The sequence below is a fragment of the Bacteroides sp. AM16-13 genome, from assembly GCF_003602705.1.
Classification (GTDB): domain Bacteria; phylum Bacteroidota; class Bacteroidia; order Bacteroidales; family Bacteroidaceae; genus Bacteroides; species Bacteroides xylanisolvens.
The window spans coordinates 52794-78233 of record NZ_QTLK01000014.1; the positions used below are offsets into that span (position 1 = coordinate 52794).

General features: G+C 43.4%; 13 protein-coding genes and 1 pseudogene. 6 read left to right on the forward strand and 8 right to left on the reverse strand.

Translation table 11 applies throughout. The features are described from left to right. Positions 1-68 precede the first annotated feature (68 nt). The 6 genes and pseudogenes from DW173_RS12915 to DW173_RS12940 form a co-directional block, all read right to left on the reverse strand. A complete protein-coding gene (locus DW173_RS12915) occupies positions 69-3167 on the reverse strand; it encodes a SusC/RagA family TonB-linked outer membrane protein (RefSeq protein WP_233562164.1) in 3099 nt (1032 codons plus the stop codon). Positions 3168-3241: 74 nt separating this feature from the next. Continuing rightward, positions 3242-4426 (reverse strand): hypothetical protein, encoded by a 1185-nt coding sequence (locus tag DW173_RS12920; protein ID WP_232313617.1) that lies wholly within the window; start codon positions 4424-4426, stop codon positions 3242-3244. An 18-nt stretch (positions 4427-4444) separates the two neighbouring features. Continuing rightward, complete coding sequence (locus tag DW173_RS12925; protein ID WP_049702980.1) at positions 4445-5632, reverse strand: discoidin domain-containing protein; 1188 nt, start codon at positions 5630-5632, stop codon at positions 4445-4447. A gap of 26 nt (positions 5633-5658) precedes the next feature. Further along, on the reverse strand, positions 5659-7053 hold the full coding sequence (locus DW173_RS12930) for a DUF4434 domain-containing protein (protein ID WP_053095317.1): 1395 nt from the start codon (positions 7051-7053) through the stop codon (positions 5659-5661). Positions 7054-7072: 19 nt separating this feature from the next. Continuing rightward, on the reverse strand, positions 7073-8248 hold the full coding sequence (locus DW173_RS12935; protein WP_049702978.1) for an AGE family epimerase/isomerase: 1176 nt from the start codon (positions 8246-8248) through the stop codon (positions 7073-7075). Positions 8249-8388: 140 nt separating this feature from the next. After that, positions 8389-8886, reverse strand: a pseudogene (locus tag DW173_RS12940) (MFS transporter); the annotation flags it as partial. Between the two features lie 80 nt (positions 8887-8966). On the opposite strand from DW173_RS12940, the gene DW173_RS12945 reads away from it, so the two are divergent. The 6 genes from DW173_RS12945 to DW173_RS12970 all read left to right on the forward strand — a co-directional run bounded on the left by DW173_RS12945 (position 8967) and on the right by DW173_RS12970 (position 22690). Further along, positions 8967-10598, forward strand: coding sequence for a sialidase family protein (locus DW173_RS12945; RefSeq protein WP_120144537.1), 1632 nt, complete (start codon positions 8967-8969; stop codon positions 10596-10598). Between the two features lie 288 nt (positions 10599-10886). Continuing rightward, positions 10887-13499: a beta-mannosidase gene (locus DW173_RS12950; RefSeq protein ID WP_120144538.1), complete on the forward strand. Its 2613-nt coding sequence runs from the start codon at positions 10887-10889 to the stop codon at positions 13497-13499. 34 nt (positions 13500-13533) lie between these two features. Further along, complete coding sequence (locus tag DW173_RS12955; RefSeq protein ID WP_120144539.1) at positions 13534-15858, forward strand: glycoside hydrolase family 20 protein; 2325 nt, start codon at positions 13534-13536, stop codon at positions 15856-15858. Continuing rightward, positions 15858-17933, forward strand: coding sequence for a family 20 glycosylhydrolase (locus tag DW173_RS12960; protein ID WP_120144540.1), 2076 nt, complete (start codon positions 15858-15860; stop codon positions 17931-17933). Before DW173_RS12955 ends, DW173_RS12960 begins: the two co-directional genes overlap by 1 nt. Positions 17934-18128: 195 nt before the next feature. Beyond that, positions 18129-20873, forward strand: a complete 2745-nt coding sequence (locus DW173_RS12965) for a SusC/RagA family TonB-linked outer membrane protein (protein WP_008022044.1) — start codon at positions 18129-18131, stop codon at positions 20871-20873. Next, entirely contained in the window at positions 20873-22690 is a 1818-nt protein-coding gene (locus DW173_RS12970) for a RagB/SusD family nutrient uptake outer membrane protein (protein ID WP_120144541.1), read from the forward strand. The genes DW173_RS12965 and DW173_RS12970 overlap by 1 nt, the downstream gene beginning before the upstream one ends. Positions 22691-22699: 9 nt before the next feature. Here DW173_RS12970 and DW173_RS12975 read toward each other — a convergent pair whose 3' ends face one another. Continuing rightward, complete coding sequence (locus tag DW173_RS12975; protein WP_118408704.1) at positions 22700-23839, reverse strand: DNA alkylation repair protein; 1140 nt, start codon at positions 23837-23839, stop codon at positions 22700-22702. 312 nt (positions 23840-24151) lie between these two features. Then, complete coding sequence (gene dnaJ, locus DW173_RS12980) at positions 24152-25339, reverse strand: molecular chaperone DnaJ (protein ID WP_074909866.1); 1188 nt, start codon at positions 25337-25339, stop codon at positions 24152-24154. Positions 25340-25440: the final 101 nt, after the last annotated feature.

Below are 25440 nucleotides of genomic sequence, written 5' to 3' on the forward strand. Positions count from 1 at the left end.
TCAGCACACGAAAAGAGTGATATTAATGATAGAGACACGAATAAGTATTTTATATTTTTCATGTTACTTTAAAATTTAACGTTTAAACCAATCGTCCAAGTTCTCGCTTGAGGATAAAAGCCCTGATCTATACCATTGAGAGTAGCGTTAGAGGAACCTATCTCCGGATCAAGTCCTGAATATTTCGTGAGAGTCAGCAGATTTTGCACACTAACATATAAGCGCAGGTAACTGATTCCCTTGAACTTCAATAAACGATCACAGAAATTATAACCGATCTGCAAATTCTTGATTCTAAAGTATGAACCGTCTTCGATAAAATAATCGGAAATAAGCTGATTCTGACCTTGATCGGCAGATATTCTATGAAACTTGTCTGTTGAACCTTCACCATTCCATGCACGTTTGAGAAAATCTGAATGAGCATTCATGTAACCCGTTCCTGATTCAAAATCGTAAAGAGTCATATTCATCACATCATTTCCTTGTGATCCCTGAAGAAACATATTGAAATCAAAACCTTTCCATGATGCTCCAAGTGACAGACCGTAAACAAAGTCAGGCCAGGGATCTCCAATCTTGGCACGGTCATTATCATCGAGTACATCGTCATTATTCAAATCTTTATAACGAATATCACCAGGCTTTGCCGTTTCTCTTTGCGCACTACCCTCCACTTGCTCTGCGTTCTGGAAAATACCATTGGTCACATATCCATAGAAATATCCTACCGGTTGCCCCACTTCTGTCTTAGTAATGGTATTATTATTGTATGCTGAACCATAAATTGCATCGCCATTACCCAAAGAGGTCACTTCATTTTTATAAGTAGAAATATTGGCGGAAGCTGTAAAGTTGAGATCTCCCCATGTTTTGCGATAAGTAACGCCTAATTCCCATCCTACATTGCGCATAGATCCTACATTTGCATAAGGAAAGTTCGGGAACCCTAATGTAGTAGGTTGAGGCTCTTGCATCAACATATCGTCTATATTCTTGCGGAAATAGTCCGCTACAATCTCAATACTATTATTGAAGAGACTTAAATCAAGACCTATGTCAAATTGTTTAGAGGTTTCCCATTTCAGAACAGGATTTCCAACGGTAATAATGCCAGCACCAATGGACGCCGTATTTGGGGAGCCGAAAGAGTAACGATCATAGATTGTACTTCCATACGTAGAAGCATATCCGCCTCCGCTAATATTTTGATTACCAATCAAACCATAGCTGATACGCAGCTTTGCGTCACTCAACCAATTGTGAGTAGATTCCATGAACGATTCGCTGGAGAAGCGCCATGCAGCCGATACGGATGGGAATGTTCCCCATTTATGTCCGTCGGCAAATTTAGAGGAACCATCACGACGTAGATTGGCAGCAATAAGATATTTGCTGTCATAATCCAGACTGACACGTCCGAAGAATGATAACATCGAGTTGTCATAAGGATAGCCGGATACTGCCGGGTTTGTTGTGCCTGCATTAAGAATAGCCATATCCTTATCATTATTTATCACCCCTTGTATAGAAGCATTGACACTCGAAACGCTTGTTTCTTCAGCTGAAGTACCGAGTAATGCTCCTATCTTAAACTTCCCGAAGCTTTGATCGTAAGAAAGAGTCTGTTCCCATACAAAATAGTTGCTTCTGGAATTATCCTGTATCACTGTATTCTCATTGGCGTAATCATTGGCATTGAGGGTGTATTTAGGTTGAAATCCATCAGTTAGGCTTCTACTAATATCCATGCCGAAGCGCGAATTGAACTTCAGAAAATCAAATAATTTAATCTCCAGATTTGCTCCTGCTTTTACATAAAGATATTCATAAGTACTCTGTCTCATTCTTTGAATCTGTCCCACTGGATTGCGTTTATTGGAGAATAAGATCCCAGAATACTGCGAATAGAGATTATTCGGTTCATACCCATTGTAAATCTGACTTAGAAAAATAGGTACGTCAACCAAATTATTACGGAATACAGGTGTGATAGGATCTGCTCCCATTGCACTGAATACAGTACCGGTAGCAGGGTTATTCTCGTCAATCAATTGACGTTTTTCATCGATGATACCGACGTTAGCAGTTAAAGAGACGCGTTTTGAAATCTTCATATTGAAGTTATTTCTCCAAGAAATACGTTTATAGTTCGAACCTTTAACTATACCATCTTGGTCTGTGTAAGCTAGGCTGGAAAGTATTCCTATATTTTTGGTTCCGCCATTGACGCTAATATTGTGATTATGCATAAATGCACCATCATTGATAATCTCTTTCCACCAGTCAGTTCCATTGGGACCTGAATTTTTATTAACGAAGTTGAGAACTGCGTCAATATTTTCTTGGGTAGCAAAAGCGGCAACACGCTCCTGACCGGCATTGTCAGCTGCCAGATTTTTATAAGTGATGTAATCTGCGGCATTAAGCATATGCGGACGTTTCCAAGGTGTTTGCCAACCGATATATCCATCATAACTAACTTGCGCTTTGTTTTCAAGGCTACCTGATTTAGTTGTAATGATAATAATTCCGTTTGCTCCACGAGAACCATAAATAGCAGCTACCGAAGCATCCTTATGAACGGCTATTGACTCAATATCATTCGGATTCAGATAATCAATACCGGTTTGCGGAAGACCATCTACTACATACAGAGGGGTTGTAGAACCTGTAATAGAACCAATACCACGGATATGGGTAACACTTCCCGCACCCGGAGTACCACTGCTGGAAGTAACAGTCAGACCGGGAACTTTACCCTGAAGAACATTATTAATGCTACTTACAGGCATATCTTTTAGCTCTTTTCCACTGACAACTCCAACAGCTCCCGTAATATCTTTCTTAGCAATAGAACCATATCCAATCACGACTAAACCATCCAGCTCATACATTTTCTCTATCAGAGTAATAGAAACCCGTTGACCGGCTACCGCTTTGACAGTGACAGAATTATATCCTATCATGCTAACAGTGATCGTGTTTTCTTTAGCGGGACTGACTAGTACAAACTCTCCGTCCATATTTGTTATCACACCTGTAGTAGTGTTTTGCAATAAAACAGTAGCACCTATAACCGGCTGCCCCTGAACATCAATCACCTTACCCGTTATATTCTGTTTCTGTGCGAATAAGACAGATGGTGAAAGCAGAAATATTATCATGCATAATGTTAATATCAAGCTTTGGCTCTTATTTTCATTATAATAGTTTTTCATATGTAATCTATTTTATAGTATTAATTTATAGGCGTATACTCACTGTCAATAACCGGATTCCTTATCCTATCGATAGCCAGAACAATACAGCCTGCTTCCATACTATACCAATTCGTTTTTTGCTGTCCTTTAATATTTAAGGAATTAATATGCTTCAAGTAGGTATTCACTCGTACTGTATCATTAATAGTGGCTGCTGCATATGCAATAATTGTCCAAGGGAAAGATGAGTAAGTTACCCCGTTGGCCCAACTAGTATATGTTTTATTAAATTGAGTATACAATTTATTAGCAGTCTGACTATTCGGTTCAATCACATTAAACATGCCTGGATAAAGTTGAGCTGTTGCGTCAGGATAGAATTGTTTCCAGTCGGTGGTTACAGAGCTACTTTTCCACCAATCATAAGTAGTTCCATTCCATAATGCACCTATACCTTCCGTATTTTTTGCCAATAGGCCCGCAAAATCATAATCATTATCGATCAGACTGTTATCTTTGAGCCACTTGGCAGCCTTAAGTCCTATGTTTACTTCGCAATTGTCCATCAGGTATTTTACATCGTAAACATACGAAGCAACACTAAGACCATCATTTTCATCTTCTGTGATAGTGCCTGGTAACTGGTTAAAATCGGTATCGATCGTTTTCACCATTGCGCTTGCTACCAAAGAGATTTTGCTCTTATACTGTTCAAGCCAGCTTTTATTTTCTCCAGATGTTTGAGCAAATTCCATGATGATTTCCAAAAAAGTAGCTGCATAAGAATCTACAGAGTCATACGTTCCTTGAGTAGTTTCCGAATCACCAAAATAGTCATAGATAGAACCTTCTATTTCTGCGCCTCCTTTATAAGGATTCGTAATGCCATTCAGTTTGCCAAGATACCATTTAATGTATTTCTTTACTGCATCTATATTGGGGCTTGTAGGATCTTTTAGCAAAGCCAGAACTGCAAAATGAGCAAAATAAGGAGTAATCTTACTGTTCGAAGCATCTGTATCTTTTATAGCTCCACTGGAAAGCTGCAAAGAACGGATATAAGAGAGCTGATAAGTCATCACATTATCATATACTACATCCATAGTCTGTTCTGTCAAGTTCTCCTCATTGGTAGGAGGCGGAGCAGTGCTTGTATCACAGGATGAAAGTGTAAGTATAGGAAGCACTATTAATATTGACAGAATTGATATTATTTTTTCCATATTATTAAATTATAAATATTACCACTGTTTATATACCTCAAATTCCTTGATTGTCATTCGCCAAGGTGTAGCTCCATTCTTGAGTAAAGCCTTGACATAACGAGCATCCACATTATCGAAGCTCATATCCTGAACACCTTCTGTTGTAGCAGAGTCCCATCCTGTAATAGAATAAACCGAAGTATATTCTACATCGTCTTGAGAAATGAGGATTTCACAATCAGCGGCATAAGCACCCGCATCCCATTGTATTACAACATTATTAATAGTATATGTCTTTCCTAGATCTACCTTGAACCACTCGTCATCATTACCTTCTGCTTGCCACATAAATGAAGTATTTCCATAGACTGCATTGAAAGCCGCCGCATTATTAGAAGAAGCGGATGCAATCTTCTGTAATGCCAAATTTTCTGCCGGTGGAGTATTATATATTTCAACCTCAAACAATGTCATATTATATGGAGTAGCAGAATTCTTCATATTTGCTAATTTGACATAGCGGGCATTGGCATTGTCAAAGCTGACTTTGTTAATTCCATCATTAGAGACAGCATCCCAATTTTTGATAGAATAGATAGTTGTGTAATTAACATCGTCTTCCGAAATCATAAGGTCACAATCAGTACCTGCTGCGTTCATATCCCATGTCATCACTACGGTGTTAATGCTATACATTTTCCCGAGGTCTATTTTCACCCATTCATTGTCGTTACCTGCAGCTTGCCACCAGGATTTATCATTATCGTCATTGATGTTCGAGATACTTCCGCTAATAGCAGCCGAACCTGTTGCGTAGCCATTCAATGCCAGATTCGGGTTCTCTGTTGGGTCAATTTCTTTGATAAATAGAAAACCTTCCAATGAACGTGTACCTTTATGATTTGTAACTGCTACCGCACCTGTACCTCCATACGAACTAACAATGGCCTCAATAGTAGCATCATCAATAATTTCAAAACTAGACGCACCTTTCCCACCGAAAGCGACATTAGTGGCAGTTGTAAAATTTACTCCTGTAATAGTAATTACATCACCCTCCTTTCCCTCTGTAGGAGTGAAAGAAAGTACTTTAGGTAGCTGTGATACCGTAATTGGGGTATTCGGATCATACGGATTGGCTCCGAAATCACCATCAGCACATGAAGTGAATATCTTACCTGATAAACACAAAATAATAAAAATAGATTGTGCGATAGTTTTCATAATAATGAATTTATTAAGTGAAAAGGTTATTTGATTTTGTTATAACGATCTGCTTTTATTTTCTTCATGTAAGTCTTATAGGCATTATACAGATCAATTGTACGTTCTTCTCCTATACGTATCGACATCTTTGGATTATTAAAGACTCCTGGATATTGATAGCATAGTACTTTCTCAAAATTGTCAAGCAAGTTCAAATCACAGATGATCTCATCTATCGGACGAGGATAAAGAGAATTATCCGGATTGAATAAAAAAGCTTCAAGATCAAACCATAAGTGCGCACCGGCATCATCACAGAATTTTTGCAAAATATCGGCTGCTTCTTTTCCTGTAAGGTCTCCTTTTGGCATACGTGCAAAACCAAATGGACATAATATATCGAGATTTTGTAATAAAGCGGGATAAGTGTCTGCACCTTTTAGTACTTCCATACTATTGGTAGCAAGCATTACGGGCTTTTCCGGAGCAAATTGGGAGGTGTATTTCTTAAACTCACGAAAGAAATTCACAATCTCTTTCTTACGTATCATCTGTCCTTCATTGGTCGATTCTGAATTATACAGATTACCGGCACATTCTTCGGATACGTAAAAGCCATAGAAAGAAGGATGATCTCCATACATATCCCATAATTCTTTGGCAACTTGCTTATGCCATTCAAGAGACTCTACAGTAAAATCAAACCAAGCGAACATTCCTACTCCCATCATAACTGACATTCCTAGTTTGTCTGCTTCAGAAAGAATAGCTCCTATTGGGTCTTTCGCAGAAATAGGCATCCTTCCTGAATAAAGAGTGGAAGGATAAAATGCTTTTCCTTGGTAGTTGTTTATATTCAAATCATGTTTTCCTACATAGTCCTGATTGCGAAAAACTTCTTGAAGAACTATAACATCCATCCCTATACTATGCATAGAACGCACTAACTCACGCCATTGATCATCAGTCATCTTTTTTATATCAGGATTCCAATGCTTTCCTTCTGTCTCGCTCCAATGATAAAGGCCTGCCCATGCTCCGTCTATCAGACGCGTAGATCGAATTTCTGAATTAATAACTTCAAAGTCTTTAGAAATTGTAAATTCTTCATTTTTCTCTTTGACTTTAAGGATGATGCGATTCCTACCAATTTTGTCAGTTGTTTTTAAAGAGAACTTTATTTCCCGAGCACTCCCCTGTGCCAATGTTATACGAGAAAAATGAATTAATGAATCTTGACTTACGTCATTCAAATAAATAGAGACATAAAATTCCTGTTGAGTATTCCCTTTATTGACAATACCTGCACGTATGTCCAAATCTACTTTATTCGTAATTGTGCCTGGAGGAATCAGGGTTAGCCCAACTCTGCATTCTTCAGCAAAAGCTGTAGAAGCAGTGGTCAAAATAATACATGCTATTATAAATATCCTTTTCATATGTGACATTTTTCATTAATTATTTTATTTCACTCAAATTTTGTAATACCTTCCAGCATTGAAATAATCCTCTTGGCACATGAAAGCATCCTTTCCATTTTCCTCCTTTGAGTGGCAACAACACTTCTCCTCTTCGGTTCAGATATCCAAACCATTCAGGATATTCGGGATCCTTAAAGTGTGCCCACGTATAATCGTGTACTTTTTCAAACCACTCCAAACATTTACGGTCACCTGTAAATTGATATCCTTTTAATAAAGAAATAAGTGTCTCAATATGTACCCACCAAAGTTTTTGATCCCATTCCAACTGTTGTGGAGGGCAACCATTGCGATCCATAAAGTAATAAATACCACCGTACTCTTTATCCCAACCATATTCAAGCATGGTAAGAGTAGTTTTTTTCGCTTTCTCTATCAATTCCGGACGATTCAGACGTTTACCCAGGTCCATGATAAACCACATGGCTTCAATGGCATGTCCCGGAGTTACCTGACGACCTTCAAAACAATCCACAAGATTACCGCTTACATCTACATTCTCAACTATGATTCCACCAAGTTCGGGACGATAAAAGACGTCCATTACTTCATGGATACAAGCATCTATCGCCTGTTCCAAATAATCTGTTCCTAAAATATGCTCTATTTCCATAGCAAGATTGCAGAGAATCATCGGAAGGGCAAAATTCTTTAGATTGCGTGTATCAGGATGAAGCTTATTCCATTTTCCTTTAGGGTTATCAACTTTGGAAAGGATAATATCAAATGTTTTTCTGGCAATGTCGGCATACTCCTGATTACCAGTTGCTAGACTCAATTGTCCGAAAGCCATCGTTGCAAAAGTATAGGAGAAAATGTTATATGGTTCTACCAATGGTCTACCCAATCGGTCAAGGGAAAAATACCAATTATATTCTCCGTTATGTCCATATTTTTTTAGAAATTCGCCACCTTGAACGGCACAATCCAACCATTCCTGACGTTTCTCCACTTTATTGTAGAGCATAGAGAACATCCATACTTCACGCCCTTGCAACCAAACAAACTTATCTGTATCAAAGACTTTGCCTTCACGATCCATACAGGTGAAGTAGCCACCAAACTCTTTATCCTGAGAGTTTTGGAGCCAGAAAGGAAGAACATTGTGTAACAATTCATCCTTATATTGATTTGCTAAATTCTTAAAATCCATAATATAATCTATTATCTGGATTGTATCGACAGCTATTCAGATGATAAACGTTTATTGAATGGCCATACAAAAAAACATCTTCTGCCATTTCTACAATCCCACTTGTTAGTACATTAAAATAATCAAGGTCTGTTTTATATTTATTCCGAACGGGTCCAGTATCTTTCAATCTCCTCCAGTGACTTCCCGGTAGTCTCCGGCACGAGTTTCCAGACAATCAGCATATACGGTACGCACATAACGGCAAACAGGAAGAATGTTCCGGCGGGGGTAAGGTTCTGGAGCATCCAGGGGGTCAACTGTCCGATCAGGTACGTTCCGATCCACAGAGCGAATCCTGCTATCGACATGGCCAGTCCGCGAACCTTGGTGGGATACATCTCCGAGAGGAGTACAAACACCACGGCACAGATGGATACGGCACAGCAGAATACATAGAACAGGAAGAAAACAAGCAGGAAGAGGCTGGATACTCCCAGGGAATCTCCGAAGAGGAAGTAAAGACCGATAAGGACCAGAGAGAGCACCATGCCCGAAACTCCGTAATATACCAGCTTCTTGCGGCCCACCTTATCGATGATGACAAGAGCCAGAACCGTGGTCAAAGTATTGACTAGTCCTACCAGAACTTGGTAAAATCAAAGTTTACTGTTTGCATAGTAATATTATAGTAGAAAAGTTTTATCTTTATCGCGTTAAACTAACTAATACCCCCATTATGAGAAGAATTTATTATTTACTTTTCCTTATCCTTTTAGGATATTCTTTTGACGTAAAAGCTTCAGACACAGTATTTATCCATGAAACACAAATCCCGGTTTTGATAGAGCGGCAAGACAATGTTCTGTTCTATCTTCGTTTGGATGCAAAAGAAAGTAAGAAGCTCGATGAAATCATTTTAGATTTTAGTAAAAGTACGAATCTGACTGATATTCAGGCAATCAAACTCTATTATGGAGGAACAGAGGCGTTGCAGGACAAAGACAAAAATCGCTTTGCTCCAGTAGAGTACATATCCAGCCACCGTCCGGGTGGGACATTGGCGGCTATTCCTTCCTATTCGATCAAATGTGCAGAGGTGGGATCATCAGAAAAAGTTGTATTAAAAGGTAATTACAATTTATTTCCGGGTGTAAACTATTTTTGGATTAGTTTGCAGATGAAAAAAGATGCCTCTTTGCAGACTAAGATACTCTCTGAATTGTGTGCCGTTAAAGTAGATGGGAAAGAACTATGTTGTAAATCTATTTCTCCAAAGAATATTGTTCACCGGATGGCAGTTGGAGTTCGTCATGCCGGTGATGACAGTTCTGCTTCTTTCCGTATTCCCGGGTTGGTGACTACCAATAAAGGAACCTTATTAGGCGTGTATGATGTTCGATACAACAGTAGTGTCGATTTACAGGAATATGTTGACGTGGGTTTGAGCCGTAGCATCGATGGAGGAAAGAATTGGGAGAAGATGCGTCTTCCGCTTTCATTTGGCGAGTATGGTGGTCTGCCTAAAGCACAGAATGGGGTAGGAGACCCTTCTATTTTAGTAGATACTAAGACGAATACCGTCTGGGTGGTTGCCGCATGGACACATGGTATGGGTAATCAACGCGCCTGGTGGAGTTCCCATCCGGGAATGGATCTGAATCATACGGCACAGTTAGTATTGGCTAAAAGCACAGACGATGGTAAAACCTGGTCGAAGCCTATCAATATAACAGAGCAGGTGAAAGATCCTTCCTGGTACTTCCTGCTTCAAGGTCCCGGACGTGGAATAACGATGAGTGATGGCACATTGGTATTTCCAACGCAATTTATAGACTCTACCCGTGTTCCGAATGCAGGAATCATGTATAGTAAAGACCGGGGGAAAACATGGAAAATGCACAATATGGCACGAACCAATACAACGGAAGCGCAAGTGGCGGAAATAGAACCGGGAGTATTGATGCTGAATATGCGTGATAATAGAGGAGGAAGCCGGGCTATTGCCATAACGAAAGATTTGGGAGAAACATGGACAGAACACCCATCTTCCCGCCAAGCACTTCAGGAACCGGTATGCATGGCTAGTCTGATTCATGTAGATGCCAAAGACAACATATTAAATAAAGATATCCTGCTGTTTTCGAACCCGAATACGACCAAAGGACGTAATCATATAACAATAAAAGCAAGTCTGGACAAAGGACTTACCTGGTTGCCGGAACATCAATTAATGCTCGACGAGGCAGAAGGATGGGGGTATAGTTGTCTGACAATGATTGATAAAGAGACAATTGGTATACTATATGAGAGTAGCGTCGCACATATAACCTTTCAAGCGATAAAATTGACAGATATAATAAAGGAATAAAGAGTCTGTCCCGAAAGTCCGAAGATTTAAATCTATGCTTACGATTTATAGGTAGCAAGATTTAGTTATAATGAAAAAGAATATTATTATAATAAAAAACGCCATTTCAGCTTACATTTGAGGGCAGAATACTACTCTTTATTTAACTAATTATAAACTGAAATTTTAGCCGATTTAATTGAGGCTTTCTGGACAGCTCATGCTAAAACAACATATTTTGTTAAATTATCCGTGAAATTTGCTGAAAAAGTAATATCTTTGAAACCGTTAATATCTAATGCCCCCACTATGATGATTGATTTGATCGGAAAAAAGACTCAAATAGCATGTGGACTACTATGCTGTTGCAGTATGGCATATGCGCAGAGTAATGACAATTCCGAAATTGTGGTTTTAAATGCAGGTTGGGAATTTTCCCAGGCAGGTACGGAGCTATGGCGACCGGCACAGGTTCCCGGCACCGTTCATCAGGATCTTATCTATCATAAACAAATTCCCGATCCTTTTTACGGTATCAATGAACAGAAGATTCAGTGGGTGGAAAATGAAGACTGGGAGTACCGGACTGCTTTTACAGTTACCCCCGAGCAACTGAAACGGGACGACGCCCAATTAGTTTTTGAAGGTCTTGACACATACGCCGATGTATATCTCAACGGAGCACTGTTGTTGAAAGCCGATAACATGTTCGTCGGTTATACGATACCCGTCAAGTCGCAACTCCGTCTCGGAGAAAACCTTCTTCACATCTATTTTCATTCACCCATCCGGCAGACAATGCCTCAATATAACTCTAACGGATTCAACTATCCGGCAGACAACGACCATCACGAAAAACATGTAAGCGTATTCTCCCGTAAAGCCCCTTACAGTTATGGCTGGGACTGGGGAATCCGCATGGTGACCAGTGGTATCTGGCGTCCGGTGACCATCCGTTTTTACGACGCAGCCTCTATCAGCGACTACCACGTAAAGCAACTCTCACTGACCGACCAGCAGGCAAAACTATCCAATGAATTAGAAATAAATAATATCCTTCCTCGAGCACTTCAAGCAGAGGTGAGAATCAATACCTCCTTCGAAGGAAACACAGAAAAAGGCATTAGCCAGGCAATCACCCTACAGCCCGGAATCAATCATATATCTATTCCTTCCGAAGTGCTGTCGCCGGTACGTTGGATGCCGAATGGCTGGGGAAAGCCCGCCTTGTATGATTTCTCTGCTCAAATAATCGTAGAAGATAAAGTCGTAGCCCAACAATCCCACCGGATAGGACTGCGTACCGTTCGCCTCGTCAATGAAAAAGATCAGGACGGAGAATCCTTCTATTTTGAAGTAAACGGCGTTCCGATGTTTGCTAAAGGAGCCAACTATATTCCCCAGGATGCCCTATTGACTAACGTCACTACCGAACGCTACCAAACCTTATTTAGGGACATCAAAGAAGCCAACATGAATGTCATTCGTGTGTGGGGAGGCGGAACCTACGAAGACGACCGTTTCTATGACCTGGCAGATGAAAACGGAATACTGATATGGCAGGACTTTATGTTTGCCTGCACTCCCTATCCGTCCGATCCAACCTTCCTGAAAAGAGTAGAAGCAGAAGCCTGCTACAACATTCGCCGTCTTCGCAATCATGCTTCCCTGGCGATGTGGTGTGGCAATAATGAAATACTGGAAGCCTTGAAATATTGGGGATTCGACAAGAAATTCACGCCGGAAATCTATCAGGAAATGTTCCAAGGCTATGACAAACTGTTCCACCAACTCCTTCCTACCAAGGTAAAAGAGCTGGATGCCGACCGTTTTTATATACACAGCTCCCCGTATTTAGCCAATTGGGGACGCCCCGAATCATGGGGGATAGGAGACAGCCACAACTGGGGAGTATGGTATGGACAAAAAACTTTCGAATCACTAGATACAGATCTTCCTCGTTTCATGAGCGAATTCGGTTTCCAGTCCTTCCCGGAGATGAAGACTATTGCCACCTTTGCGGCTCCTGAAGATTATCAAATCGAATCGGAGGTGATGAATGCCCATCAGAAAAGCAGCATCGGCAATGCCCTGATTCGCACCTATATGGAACGTGACTATATCATTCCCGAAAAATTTGAAGACTTTGTCTATGTCGGACTAGTATTGCAGGGACATGGCATACGTCACGGTCTGGAAGCGCACCGCCGCAACCGTCCCTATTGTATGGGTACATTATATTGGCAATTGAATGACAGTTGGCCGGTAGTGTCATGGTCGGGTATTGATTACTACGGTAACTGGAAAGCCTTGCATTATCAGGCAAAGCGTGCATTTGCCCCCGTTCATATCAACCCTTTGCTGGAAGGTGACAACCTGTGTGTTTACCTGCTTTCCGATCATCTTGACACCCGGGAGAAACTGACGCTGGAAATGAGACTGACGAATTTTGCAGGAAAGAAAGCCGGAAGAACGGTTGTCCTTCCTTCTTTGACTCTTCCGGCCAACACTTCCCAATGTGTATATCGCACTTCGCTTACCACTTTGTTTTTTCCTGCAAAGCGCCCGCTTGCGGATGACCTGCGCCATTGCTTCATGCAACTGACCTTGAAAGACAAGTCCGGGCATACGGTAGCCGAAACAGTCTACTTCTTTAGAAAGACGAAAGACCTGCTTCTGCCCAAGACAACCGTTTCCTGCAAGATAAAACAGAAAGACGGCGTGTGCGAATTGACCCTGCTTTCTCCCTGTCTTGCCAAAGACGTCTTTATTGAAATCCCTTTGCAGGGAGCCCGTTTCAGTGACAACTTTTTCGACCTCCTTCCCGGAGAGCGTAAGACAGTTGTCATCACTTCTCCCCAAATAAAGAAAGGAGAGGAGTTGCCTTTGACAATCAAACATATTCGTGAAACCTATAATTAATTTATTAATAACTTAACACTTAATTTTTTAGTTTATGAAACAACTCTTAAAGTTAACCGGATGTCTGGCACTAGCAGGACTTTTTGCCTCTTGCCAATCGGCGCAACAGGACGCCAACTACCAGATCATCCCCATGCCACAAGAAATTGTAACAGCTCAAGGAAATCCCTTCATTCTGAAGAGCGGTGTGAAAATCCTTTATCCGGAAGGAAACGAGAAGATGCAACGCAACGCACAATTCCTGGCCGACTATCTGAAAACCGCTACCGGAAAAGATTTCGCTATCGAAGCCGGAACGGAAGGTAAGAATGCAATCGTACTGACATTGGGCACGGCAAACGAAAATCCGGAATCCTATCAGTTGAAAGTAACCGGTGACGGAATCACGATTACTGGTCCTACCGAGGCCGGCGTATTCTATGGCATCCAGTCCCTGCGCAAATCATTGCCTGTGGCTGTCGGTGCAGACATTTCCATGCCCGCTGTAGAAATCAATGACGCTCCCCGCTTTGGCTATCGTGGCGCCCACTTCGACACCAGCCGCCATTTCTTTACCGTAGATGAAGTGAAGACATATATCGATATGATGGCTTTGCACAATATGAACCGTTTTCACTGGCATATTACCGAAGACCAGGGCTGGCGTCTGGAAATCAAGAAATATCCGAAGCTGACAGAAATCGGTTCCAAGAGGACAGAAACAGTCATCGGACGTAACTCCGGTGAATACGACGGCAAACCTTACGGTGGCTTCTATACCCAGGAGCAGGCGAAAGAAATAGTAGCGTATGCTGCCGAACGTTATATCACAGTTATTCCCGAAATCGACCTTCCGGGACACATGCAAGCTGCCCTTGCCGCTTACCCCGAATTGGGATGTACCGGTGGCCCGTACGAAGTATGGAGACAATGGGGAGTATCTGAAGATGTGCTTTGTGCCGGAAACGATCAAGTCTTGAAATTCCTCGAAGATGTATATAGCGAACTGATTGAAATCTTCCCTTCAGAATATATCCATGTCGGTGGTGACGAATGTCCGAAAGTAAGATGGGAAAAATGCCCGAAATGCCAGGCACGTATCAAGGCGCTGGGCTTGAAGTCGGATGATAAACATAGCAAAGAAGAACGTTTGCAGAGCTTTGTTATCAATCATATCGAAAAATTCCTCAACGACCACGGACGTCAGATCATCGGTTGGGACGAAATCCTCGAAGGCGGACTTGCTCCGAACGCTACTGTTATGTCATGGCGTGGTGAAAAGGGCGGTATCGAAGCAGCCAAGCAGAAACACGATGTCATCATGACACCGAACACATACCTGTATTTCGACTATTACCAAGCTAAAGACGTAGATAACGAACCATTTGGTATCGGTGGTTACCTGCCGTTGGAAAGAGTGTACAGCTACGAACCGATGCCGGCTTCTCTGACTCCGGAAGAACAGAAATATATCAAGGGTGTGCAAGCCAACCTCTGGACAGAATACATCGCTACTTTCCCTCACGCGCAGTACATGGTATTGCCTCGTTGGGCTGCATTGTGTGAAATTCAGTGGTCCAGCCCTGAAAAGAAAAACTATGCCGACTTCCTGTCTCGTCTTCCTCAACTGATTAAGTGGTATGATGCCGAAGGATACAACTACGCTAAACACGCGTTCGGCGTACAAGCCGAGTTTGAACCGAATCCGGCAGAAGGAACGATGGACGTTACTTTGTCTACTATCGACAATGCCCCTGTCCACTACACTTTGGACGGCACAGAACCCATTACTGCTTCTCCCGTTTACGAAGGAGTGTTGAAAATTAAAGAAAATGCCACTCTGTCCGCCAAAGCCATTCGTCCTACCGGCGAGAGCCAGACATTGACAGAGAAGATTGACTTCAGCAAATCCAGCATGAAGCCGATTGTAGCCAATCAACCAATCAATGAACAATACCTCTTCAAAGGAGCTTCCACGTTAAACGATGGTTTGAAAGGAAATAGCAGTTATCGGTCAGGCCGCTGGATCGCCTTCAACGGAAACGACATGGACATGACGATCGACCTTCAGCAACCTACTGAAATTTCGAGTGTGGCCATCTCTGTCAATGTAGCAAAGGGCGACTGGGTGTTTGACGCCAGAAACCTGTCCATAGAAGTTTCAGATGACGGAAAGACTTTCAAAAAGATTGCTTCCGAAGAATATCCGGCAATGAAAGAGACGGACAAAGACGGAGTTGTTGACCATCAACTTACATTTGCTCCTGTGACTACCCAATACGTGAGAGTCATTGCTTCACCGGAGAAAACGCTTCCGGAATGGCATGGTGGAAAAGGCAAAAACGCATTTTTATTTGTAGACGAAATCAAAATTGATTAATGAATATAAGAAAAGAATACACTAAAGTTTGTCTTTTCTTATGTATACTGGGGATGTGCTTTCATGCACATCCCATTCTGGCACAGTCCGTCATACCTGTCCCATTAAAAATGGAGAAGGGGACGGGCTCTTTTTTACTGTCAGAAAAGACAAGACTTTATACAAACCTACAAGGTGGAGAAGCGAAGCTCTGGGAGAATTACCTGAAGGCATTACCCGTTCAATTAAAGGAAGCGAGAAAGAAAGACAGGAAACAGATGCTTCTTTTATTGATAACCCCCAAGAATCACCAGTTGCCATCGCCGGAAAGCTATACTCTTTCCGTTACTCCGCAACAAATCCTGATACGCGCCACTTCGGGAGCCGGATTATTCTATGGTATGCAAACCCTGTTGCAGTTGGCACAACCTTCGGGGGCAGGCAGCTATTCCATAGCCTCTGTCGAGATAGAAGACACTCCCCGTTTTGCTTACCGTGGACTGATGCTGGACGTGTCCCGCCACTTTTCTACCAAAGAGTTTATAAAGAAACAGATAGACGCACTGGCGTATTACAAAATCAACCGTCTGCACCTGCATCTGACCGATGCGGCAGGCTGGCGGTTAGAAATCAAGAAATACCCTTTGCTGACCGAATTTGCAGCCTGGCGTACAGATCCCACCTGGAAGCAATGGTGGAACGGCGGACGTAAATATGTCCGTTTCGATGCTCCCGGAGCTTACGGCGGTTATTACACCCAGGATGATATTCGTGAAATCTTGGAATATGCCCGTCAGCATTATATCACGGTGATTCCCGAGATTGAGATGCCCTCCCATTCGGAAGAAGTGCTGGCAGCCTACCCGCAGTTATCCTGTTCGGGCGAACCTTACAAGAACTCCGATTTCTGTGTCGGCAATGAAGAAACCTTCACGTTTCTGGAAAATGTGTTGACGGAAGTCATGGAACTTTTCCCTTCCGAATACATTCATATCGGTGGCGATGAGGCCGGCAAGTCGGCTTGGAAGACCTGCCCGAAATGTCAGAAGAGAATGAAAGACGAGCATCTTGCCAATGTAGACGAGCTGCAAAGTTACCTGATACACCGCATTGAGAAGTTCCTGAATAATCATGGACGTCATCTGCTGGGGTGGGACGAGATTCTGCAAGGAGGCATTGCCCCCAACGCAACCGTCATGTCATGGCGTGGAGAAGAGGGTGGCATCGCTGCCGTAACCTCCGGCCATCGTGCCATCATGACGCCGGGTGCCTACTGCTATCTGGACAGTTATCAGGATGCCCCATATTCGCAGCCGGAAGCCATCGGTGGATACCTGCCGTTGAAGAAAGTATATTCTTACAATCCCGTTCCCGCTTCTTTAACTGCGGAACAGGCGAAGTTGGTCTACGGTGTGCAAGGCAACCTATGGGTGGAATACATTCCCACTCCCGAACACGTGGAGTATATGATTTACCCCCGAATCCTGGCATTGGCGGAAACAGCCTGGTCGGCTCCGGAACGTAAGTCATGGCCGGATTTCCATACCCGTGCATTGTCGGCAGTGGCCGATTTGCAGGCAAAAGGATACCATCCTTTCGATTTGAAAAAAGAAATCGGCAGCCGTCCCGAGTCGCTTCAACCGGTCAGCCATTTGGCATTGGGTAAAAAGGTGATTTATAATTCACCTTACAGCTCCCATTATCTGGCACAAGGAAACACCGCTCTGACGGACGGCATACGCGGCGATTGGACCTATGGTGATGGCTCGTGGCAAGGATTCATCTCGGACAACCGCCTCGATGTGACGATTGATATGGAAAAAGAAACCTCCATCCATTCCGTCACTGCCGCCTTTATGCAGGTGGTAGGCGCGGAAGTATTCCTGCCGGAGACTGTGGTGATTTCCATTTCCGATGACGGAACCCATTTCACCGAGTTGCGAAACCAACACTTTGAAGTGAGCAAAGAAACACCCATCCGCTTTACGGATATTTCATGGCAGGGCGAAGCCAAAGGAAGATACGTACGCTATCAGGCACAGGCCGGAAGTGAATTCGGAGGCTGGATATTTACGGATGAGATTATTGTGAAATAAATATTGCAGGCATAAGGATAATACGTATGATGCACTTTTTTAGGATTATTCCGGCCTAAAGCAACCGTGTAATACGTATCATCCGGACTTGCTGATTTCAACCTGTCAATATCATTTAAATAAAAGAGGGAATCTACTCAACCAGATTCCCTCTTTTTTTGTTATATTTGTATTATTACCTTAAAAACTAAGAATATGGTACAACACGCTAGACTCATTTTCTACAGCCTTCTTCTTTTGGTAATCCCGTGCGAGGGCACGTTGGCACAGAAGATTCCCGTCGCGCCCATAGACTCATTGATTACCGTAGGATATGCCACCGGAAGTTTGAAAACCCTGTCCGGTTCCGTAGAGAAAATCACGGAGACACAGATGAACAAAGACCAGATAACGAACCCTTTGGAAGCAATCCGTGGACGTGTGCCGGGATTGACCATCCAGCGGGGCTCCAACGGACCGGCGGCTCTGGATGCGGTGCGCCTGCGGGGAACTACCTCACTGACCAGCGGCAACGACCCTTTGATTATCGTCGACGGAGTATTTGGCGACTTGAGTATGCTTACCTCCATTTACCCTACGGATATTGAGAGTTTTACCATTCTGAAAGACGCTTCCGAAACCGCACAGTACGGTTCGCGAGGTGCATCCGGTGTGATAGAAGTCACCACCAAAAAAGGGATGAGTGGCAGGACACAGGTAGCTTACAACGGTAGCTTCGGGATTTCCACCGTCTACAAGAATTTGAAAATGCTGTCCGGTGATGAATTCCGCCGCGTAGCATCGGAACGAGGCATTTCCATTCTGGACAAAGGGAACAATACCGATTTCCAGAAAGAGATTGAGCAGACAGGACTGCAACAGAATCATCACATCGCCTTTTATGGCGGTTCCAGTGAGTCCAGTTATCGTGTTTCCCTCGGTTTTATGGATCGTCAGGGAGTGATTCTGAATGAAGACATGAAGAACTTCACTTCAAATATGAACATGAATCAGAAAATGTTCGACGGCTTCCTGAACTGCGAACTGGGAATGTTCGGCTCCATTCAGAAGAATCATAACCTGGTAGATTATCAGAAAACGTTTTATTCGGCAGCTACGTTCAATCCTACCTATCCCAATCATAAAGACCCCGTCACCAATTCGTGGGACGGAATAACGACCGCCAGCCAAATCACCAATCCATTGGCATGGATGGAAGTGCAGGACGATGATGCCACTTCGCACATCAGTACGCACGCCCGTCTCACTTTCAACCTGATGGAAGGACTGAAACTAAGCCTGTTCGGAGCTTATACTTACAATATCGTAGAAAATTCGCAATACCTCCCCACTTCCGTCTGGGCGAACGGTCAGGCATACAAAGGAACCAAAAAGCGCGAATCCTTATTGGGAAACATGATGCTGACCTATAAGAAAAACTGGAAAAAGCATTTCTTTGACGTACTCGCACTTGCCGAACTTCAGAAAGAGACTTATACCGGCTATTATACCACAGTCAGCAATTTCAGCACCGATAAGTTCGGGTATAATAACCTTCAGGCAGGAGCGCTCCGTTTGTGGGAAGGCACTAATTCCTACTACGAGCAACCGCGCCTGGCATCTTTCATGGGACGCTTCAATTATACATACGCCGACCGCTACGTACTGACGTTGAACGCCCGTACAGATGCTTCCTCCAAATTCGGAGCCAACCATAAATGGGGCTTTTTCCCCTCTGCATCCGCGGCATGGGTGATTAGTGAAGAAGAATTTATGAAGCAATTCCCCGTGATAGACAATCTGAAATTCCGTATCGGTTACGGTCTGGCAGGTAACCAAAGCGGGATTGACTCATACACAACACTGAATCTTGTCAAGCCGAACGGTGTCGTCCCCGTCGGAAACTCCGCCATTGTATCTTTGGGAGATCTCCGGAATACGAATCCCGATCTGAAATGGGAAGTGAAACATACCTTTAATACCGGTTTCGACATCGCTTTATTCGGCAACCGCCTGTTGCTTTCCGCCAACTATTACAACTCCCGCACCACGGATATGCTTTACCTTTACAACGTAAGCGTGCCCCCTTTCACCTATAACACCTTGCTTGCCAATATCGGCTCCATGCGCAACTGGGGTACGGAAATCGCCATCGGTATCACCCCTTTGAAAACGAAGGACATGGAACTGAATATCAATGCCAACATCACCTTTCAGCGCAACAAACTGCTTTCATTGAGCGGTATGTATAACGGCGAAATGCTTTCCGCTTCCGAATATAAAAGTCTTGCCAGCCTTGATGGAGCCGGCTTTCACGGCGGCTACAACCACATCGTTTATCAGATGGTGGGGCAACCGTTGGGCGTGTTCTATCTTCCTCACAGCACCGGATTGGAGTCCGACGGAAACGGTGGATATACCTATGGCATCGCCGACCTGAATGGCGGAGGCGTCAGTCTGGAAGATGGTGAAGACCGCTACGTGGCAGGACAAGCCGTACCCAAAACGATTCTGGGATCTAACATCAGTTTCCGTTACAAGCGTTTCGACCTGTCTTTGCAGATAAACGGAGCTTTCGGACATAAAATCTACAACGGAACTTCCCTGACCTATATGAACATGAATATCTTCCCCGACTACAATGTAATGAAGAAAGCTCCGCAACAGAACATCAAGGATCAGACTGCCACCGACTATTGGCTGGAAAAGGGAGATTACGTCAACTTCGACTATGTGACGCTGGGCTGGAACGTGCCGATTGAGAAGGTGCAGAAACTAAAGAAATACGTCCGTTCCCTGCGCTTAGCATTTACTGTCAACAATCTGGCAACCATCTCCGGTTATTCGGGACTTTCGCCCATGATTAACAGTTCCACGGTGAACTCAACGTTGGGCGTGGACGATAAACGGGGGTATCCGTTGGCACGGACGTACACCTTAGGATTGAGTATTAACTTTTAATGGAGGAGGAGAGGATGAAACGATATATGAAAAATAGAAATCAGTTTTTGCAGAAGGTTGAACTGTTTATACAAAGTCGTCAACAGTTGTCGCAAAAGTCAGAATCTCTTTTGCAGAGTAAAACAGAATTAGTACAAAATACAGAGCCGATTTTAAGGAGAGTAGAACGACTCTCAAAGCAAATAATCTACCCTTCAAGAATATTATTATTTTTTCTGGTGACGAGTCTAACCTTATTTTCTTGTGATAAGTTCTTACAGGAAAATCCGAAAGACAAACTACCGGAAGAGGATGTCTACAATACGATCTCGGAAGTATATCTCAATGCGGTAGCTTCGCTTTATACCTACGTAGGCGGTTATAGCGACAGTCAGGGATTGCAGGGAACGGGTAGGGGAGTCTACGACCTGAACACTTTCACTTCCGACGAAGCCATTATCCCCACCCGTGGAGGCGACTGGTACGATGGCGGCTTTTGGCAAGGACTTTACCTGCACGATTGGGGAGTAGAGAATGACGCTATCCAAGCTACATGGGAATATCTTTACAAAGTCGTCATGCTAAGCAACAAATCGCTCGAACGGATAGACAAGTTTGCCGAAACCCATTCCGATGCTGTACTTCCGGCATACCGGGCGGAAGTGCAGGCCATGCGAGCCATGTATTATTATTATCTGATGGATTTGTTCGGACGCATCCCGTTGGTTCAATCCTCTTCAGTGGCAATGAAAGATGTTGTCCAGAGTGAACGGAAAACGGTTTTTGAGTTTGTATTCAAGGAATTGCAGGAAGCGGCTCCTCTGTTGAGCGATGCGCACAGTAACCAGTCCGGTCCTTATTATGGCCGTATCACCCGTCCGGTAGTCACTTTCCTATTGGCTAAACTGGCTCTGAATTCCGAAGTCTATACGGACAATGATTGGACAGACGGACAACGTCCGGACGGAAAAAACATAAAGTTTTCAGTGAACGGCAACGAACTCAATGCCTGGGAAACAGTCATCTACTACTGTGACCAGCTAAAGACGCTGGGCTACAACGAATTGGAACCAAAATACGAAACCAATTTCTCCATTTTTAATGAATCATCGATAGAGAATATTTTTACCATTCCGATGAATAAAACCTTGTACACCAATCAAATGCAATATCTGTTCCGCTCCCGCCACTACAACCATGCCAAGGCGTACGGCCTAAGCGGTGAGAACGGCCCCAGTGCAACCATTGAAGCCCTCGAAACCTTCGGTTATGAAACAGCCGAACAAGATCCCCGCTTTGATATTTGCTATTTTGCGGGAGTGGTGCACGATCTGAAAGGAAACATCATCAAGCTGGATGATGGCACCGTATTGGAGTATCTGCCTTGGAAAGTAGCTCTCGATATTACAGATACCCCGTATGAACAAACAGCAGGAGCCCGTATGAAGAAGTACGAAGTCGACCCCACTGCCACAAAAGACGGTAAGTTGATGGAGAATGACATTGTACTGTTCCGCTACGCGGATGCTCTGTTGATGAAGAGTGAAGCGAAAGTGCGCAATGGAGCCAGTGGAGATGAAGAACTGAATGAAGTCCGTAGCCGCGTCAATGCCTCCTCTCGCACTGCCACTTTAGAGAATATCCTTGCCGAACGTCAACTGGAACTGGCTTGGGAAGGTTGGAGACGTCAAGATTTGGTTCGCTTCGGGAAGTTTACAAGAGCTTACAGTAGCCGTCCGCAATTGCCGGATGAGGGAAACGGATATACTACCGTGTTCCCTATACCGGAGAAAATACGGGTGATGAATACGAAGTTGAAGCAGAATCCGGGGTATTAACAGCAGTTATTATTCAATCAACTCAAAACTATATTTTTCAAATTCATTCCCGTTGATAATCATAGCAATTTGATGAAGTCCGAGATGGAGCTTCCTCGTTGTAACCACCCGGAAAGAATGTTTTCGGGTGATTCGCGTGGTCGAGTTCCCGGCATATTCTTTCTCGCTGATTTTATGCACTTTTTTCGTCAACGTTCCATTCGCTTTTTGGTAATAGATTCCATATTCGAGTCGTATCTTGGTTGTTTGATCGTTTTTGTTCAACAGTTTAAAACTAACCTCCAACGAATCCCCGACTTTCACTTCCGGGCTTGAAATTTGGAAATCCTCCACACAGATATTGCTGATAGTAGAGTTGAAGCCAAACAACTCCATCACCTCCGGATTGCCTTGTTTTAAGAGCGTCCGGCAACCGTGTTTAATAATCCAATCCACCTCTTTCGATTCTCCCTTCCATTTCTTCACTAAATCAATGACGATTTCGGGATTATCTTTCGCGATATCATTCAAATTATTGGCAACGCTCAATCGCACAAATCTTGCCGGATCATTTTTTAGATTTTCCAGAATAGGAATGATAGGCGCAGGATTCTTTTTCAGGTTCGGCAACGCCATCGCCCAGGGAAGACGCGGACGACAACCTTCTGACGCAAGCCGCCTGACTCCCCAATGTTCGTGTTTCGACCAAACCAACATCTGTTTCATCATCTGATCCGGATATTTGATAATAAAAGAATGAGTCACAAACTCGCAACTTGTGAACTGCGTGATTTTCTCTATCGCCTTGACAGAAGTTTCGTAATCGTCCAGTCCATATTGTTCGACATAATTATCCAGAATCCCCCCATACTCTAAAGTCAAGCCAAACTTCGTGTCGTCTATCACCGAGAAATCAGGCCGTGTCTTTTTTATATGATCCAACAATTCAAGTATCTTAGCGATCGCCTCTTTGTAATCTGCCGGTAAAAACTTTCTTAGCACCGTTGTGATGTGCATGCAGCGTTGTTTAAGTTCCCTGCCTTCCCATTCATCGTCCATCACTTGAGATACAAACTCGCGAGCATCAAAATCGTCGATAACAAGTTTCAAATCTTTCGTAAACAGATCGAAAAATTGCTCGTTAAACATGTTTTTAAAAGGTTCTGCCATTCTTTAAATATATAGTTTAGTTAAACAGTTATTGTTTTTTTATGGAGCGACTAAATAATGTTTCTTTGATAAATTCGTTTTTATAATTTGAATTTTAAAGTGTTGATAATTATTTTATGCCGATCTATTTGTTTGTTATACAAATATATGCCATTTTTTTTAGGATAGCCCTATATTGCGCCTTATTTAGGTAAACTATATGAAAAGATTGTGCGAGAGGGGGGCTATTTAGAGAATATCATAAAAAAAGTGGGCCACAAAAAGATTGCAGCCCACTTATACCTTATATATGATAATATGATAGCAAAAAGACTAATCGAAGAAACTCTTGAATTTCTTGAAAATCTTCTCTTTTACTGACGTGTTAGGTTTGAAATTGTCTGAAGCTTCCATCTTTTCGAGCGTGTTCTTTTCCTCCTTGTTGAGAGCTTCCGGCACATAGATACTGATATTGACCAGCAAATCTCCCGTACCGTACCCATTTACATTCGGCAATCCTTTGCCACGCAAACGAAGCACTTTGCCCGGTTGAGTACCCGAATCAATCTTCACTTTCACTTTGCCGTCGATTGTCGGAATTTCCACAGCACCGCCCAGTGCAGCCGTCGGGAAACTAAGCAACAGATTATAAATCAAATCATTTTCGTCGCGAATCAAGTCCTGATGCGGTTCTTCCTCAACGAGGATCAATAAGTCGCCTGCCACACCGTTGTGCTTGCCGGCATTTCCTTTGCCGCCCATAGAGAGCTGCATCCCCTCTGCCACTCCGGCAGGGATATTCACCGATACCACTTCCTCACCGTAAATGATTCCGTCGCCACCACACTTCTTACATTTATTCTTGATAATCTTTCCCTCGCCGCCACACGTAGAACAAGTGACGCGAGTCTGCATCGTGCCCAGAATAGTCTGCTGGTTACGGATCACCGAGCCGCTGCCCTTACAAGTAGGACAAGTCTCCGATCCGCCGTCACCCTCGGCACCCGTGCCATGACACTGGTCGCACGGTACATATTTTTTGAGTTTAAATTTCTTTTCTACTCCGGTAGAGATTTCCTTCAACGTCAGCTTCACTTTCACACGGAGGTCACTGCCGCGATACCGGCGTTGCTGTGAACCGCCACCGCCGCCAAATCCGCTGAATCCTCCGAAGCCTCCCCCGAAACCGCCGCCGCGGCCACCGAAGATGTCGCCAAACATAGAGAAGATGTCATCCATCGACATTCCCTCGCCACCGAAACCACCGAACGGACCGCCATTGCCTGCCGCACCGCTCACTCCCGCATGACCGAACTGATCGTAACGCGAACGCTTCTCTGGATTGCTCAACACGTCGTATGCCTCGGCCGCCTCCTTAAATTTCTCTTCAGCCTCCTTGTCGCCCGGATTCTTGTCGGGGTGATACTGAATTGCTTTCTTACGGTATGCTTTCTTTATTTCTTCTACTGTGGCTGTCTTCGTCACCTCCAATATTTCGTAATAGTCTCTTTTTTCTGCCATGCCCATTTATTGATTTATGATTGAAAAGATTTATGATTTATGAATTCTGATTTATGATTTATGATTTACTCTGCAGACCAATAGCGCAGCCATAAATCATA

Excerpts from the sequence above, each read along its gene's own strand:
- DW173_RS12915 (WP_233562164.1), bottom strand. The coding sequence starts at position 3,167 with ATGATAATATTTCTGCTTTCACCATCTGTCTTATTCGCACAGAAACAG.
- DW173_RS12920 (WP_232313617.1), bottom strand. The coding sequence starts at position 4,426 with ATGGAAAAAATAATATCAATTCTGTCAATATTAATAGTGCTTCCTATA.
- DW173_RS12925 (WP_049702980.1), bottom strand. The coding sequence starts at position 5,632 with ATGAAAACTATCGCACAATCTATTTTTATTATTTTGTGTTTATCAGGT.
- DW173_RS12930 (WP_053095317.1), bottom strand. The coding sequence starts at position 7,053 with ATGAAAAGGATATTTATAATAGCATGTATTATTTTGACCACTGCTTCT.
- DW173_RS12935 (WP_049702978.1), bottom strand. The coding sequence starts at position 8,248 with ATGGATTTTAAGAATTTAGCAAATCAATATAAGGATGAATTGTTACAC.
- DW173_RS12945 (WP_120144537.1), top strand. The coding sequence starts at position 8,967 with ATGAGAAGAATTTATTATTTACTTTTCCTTATCCTTTTAGGATATTCT.
- DW173_RS12950 (WP_120144538.1), top strand. The coding sequence starts at position 10,887 with ATGATGATTGATTTGATCGGAAAAAAGACTCAAATAGCATGTGGACTA.
- DW173_RS12955 (WP_120144539.1), top strand. The coding sequence starts at position 13,534 with ATGAAACAACTCTTAAAGTTAACCGGATGTCTGGCACTAGCAGGACTT.
- DW173_RS12960 (WP_120144540.1), top strand. The coding sequence starts at position 15,858 with ATGAATATAAGAAAAGAATACACTAAAGTTTGTCTTTTCTTATGTATA.
- DW173_RS12965 (WP_008022044.1), top strand. The coding sequence starts at position 18,129 with ATGGTACAACACGCTAGACTCATTTTCTACAGCCTTCTTCTTTTGGTA.
- DW173_RS12970 (WP_120144541.1), top strand. The coding sequence starts at position 20,873 with ATGGAGGAGGAGAGGATGAAACGATATATGAAAAATAGAAATCAGTTT.
- DW173_RS12975 (WP_118408704.1), bottom strand. The coding sequence starts at position 23,839 with ATGGCAGAACCTTTTAAAAACATGTTTAACGAGCAATTTTTCGATCTG.
- dnaJ (WP_074909866.1), bottom strand. The coding sequence starts at position 25,339 with ATGGCAGAAAAAAGAGACTATTACGAAATATTGGAGGTGACGAAGACA.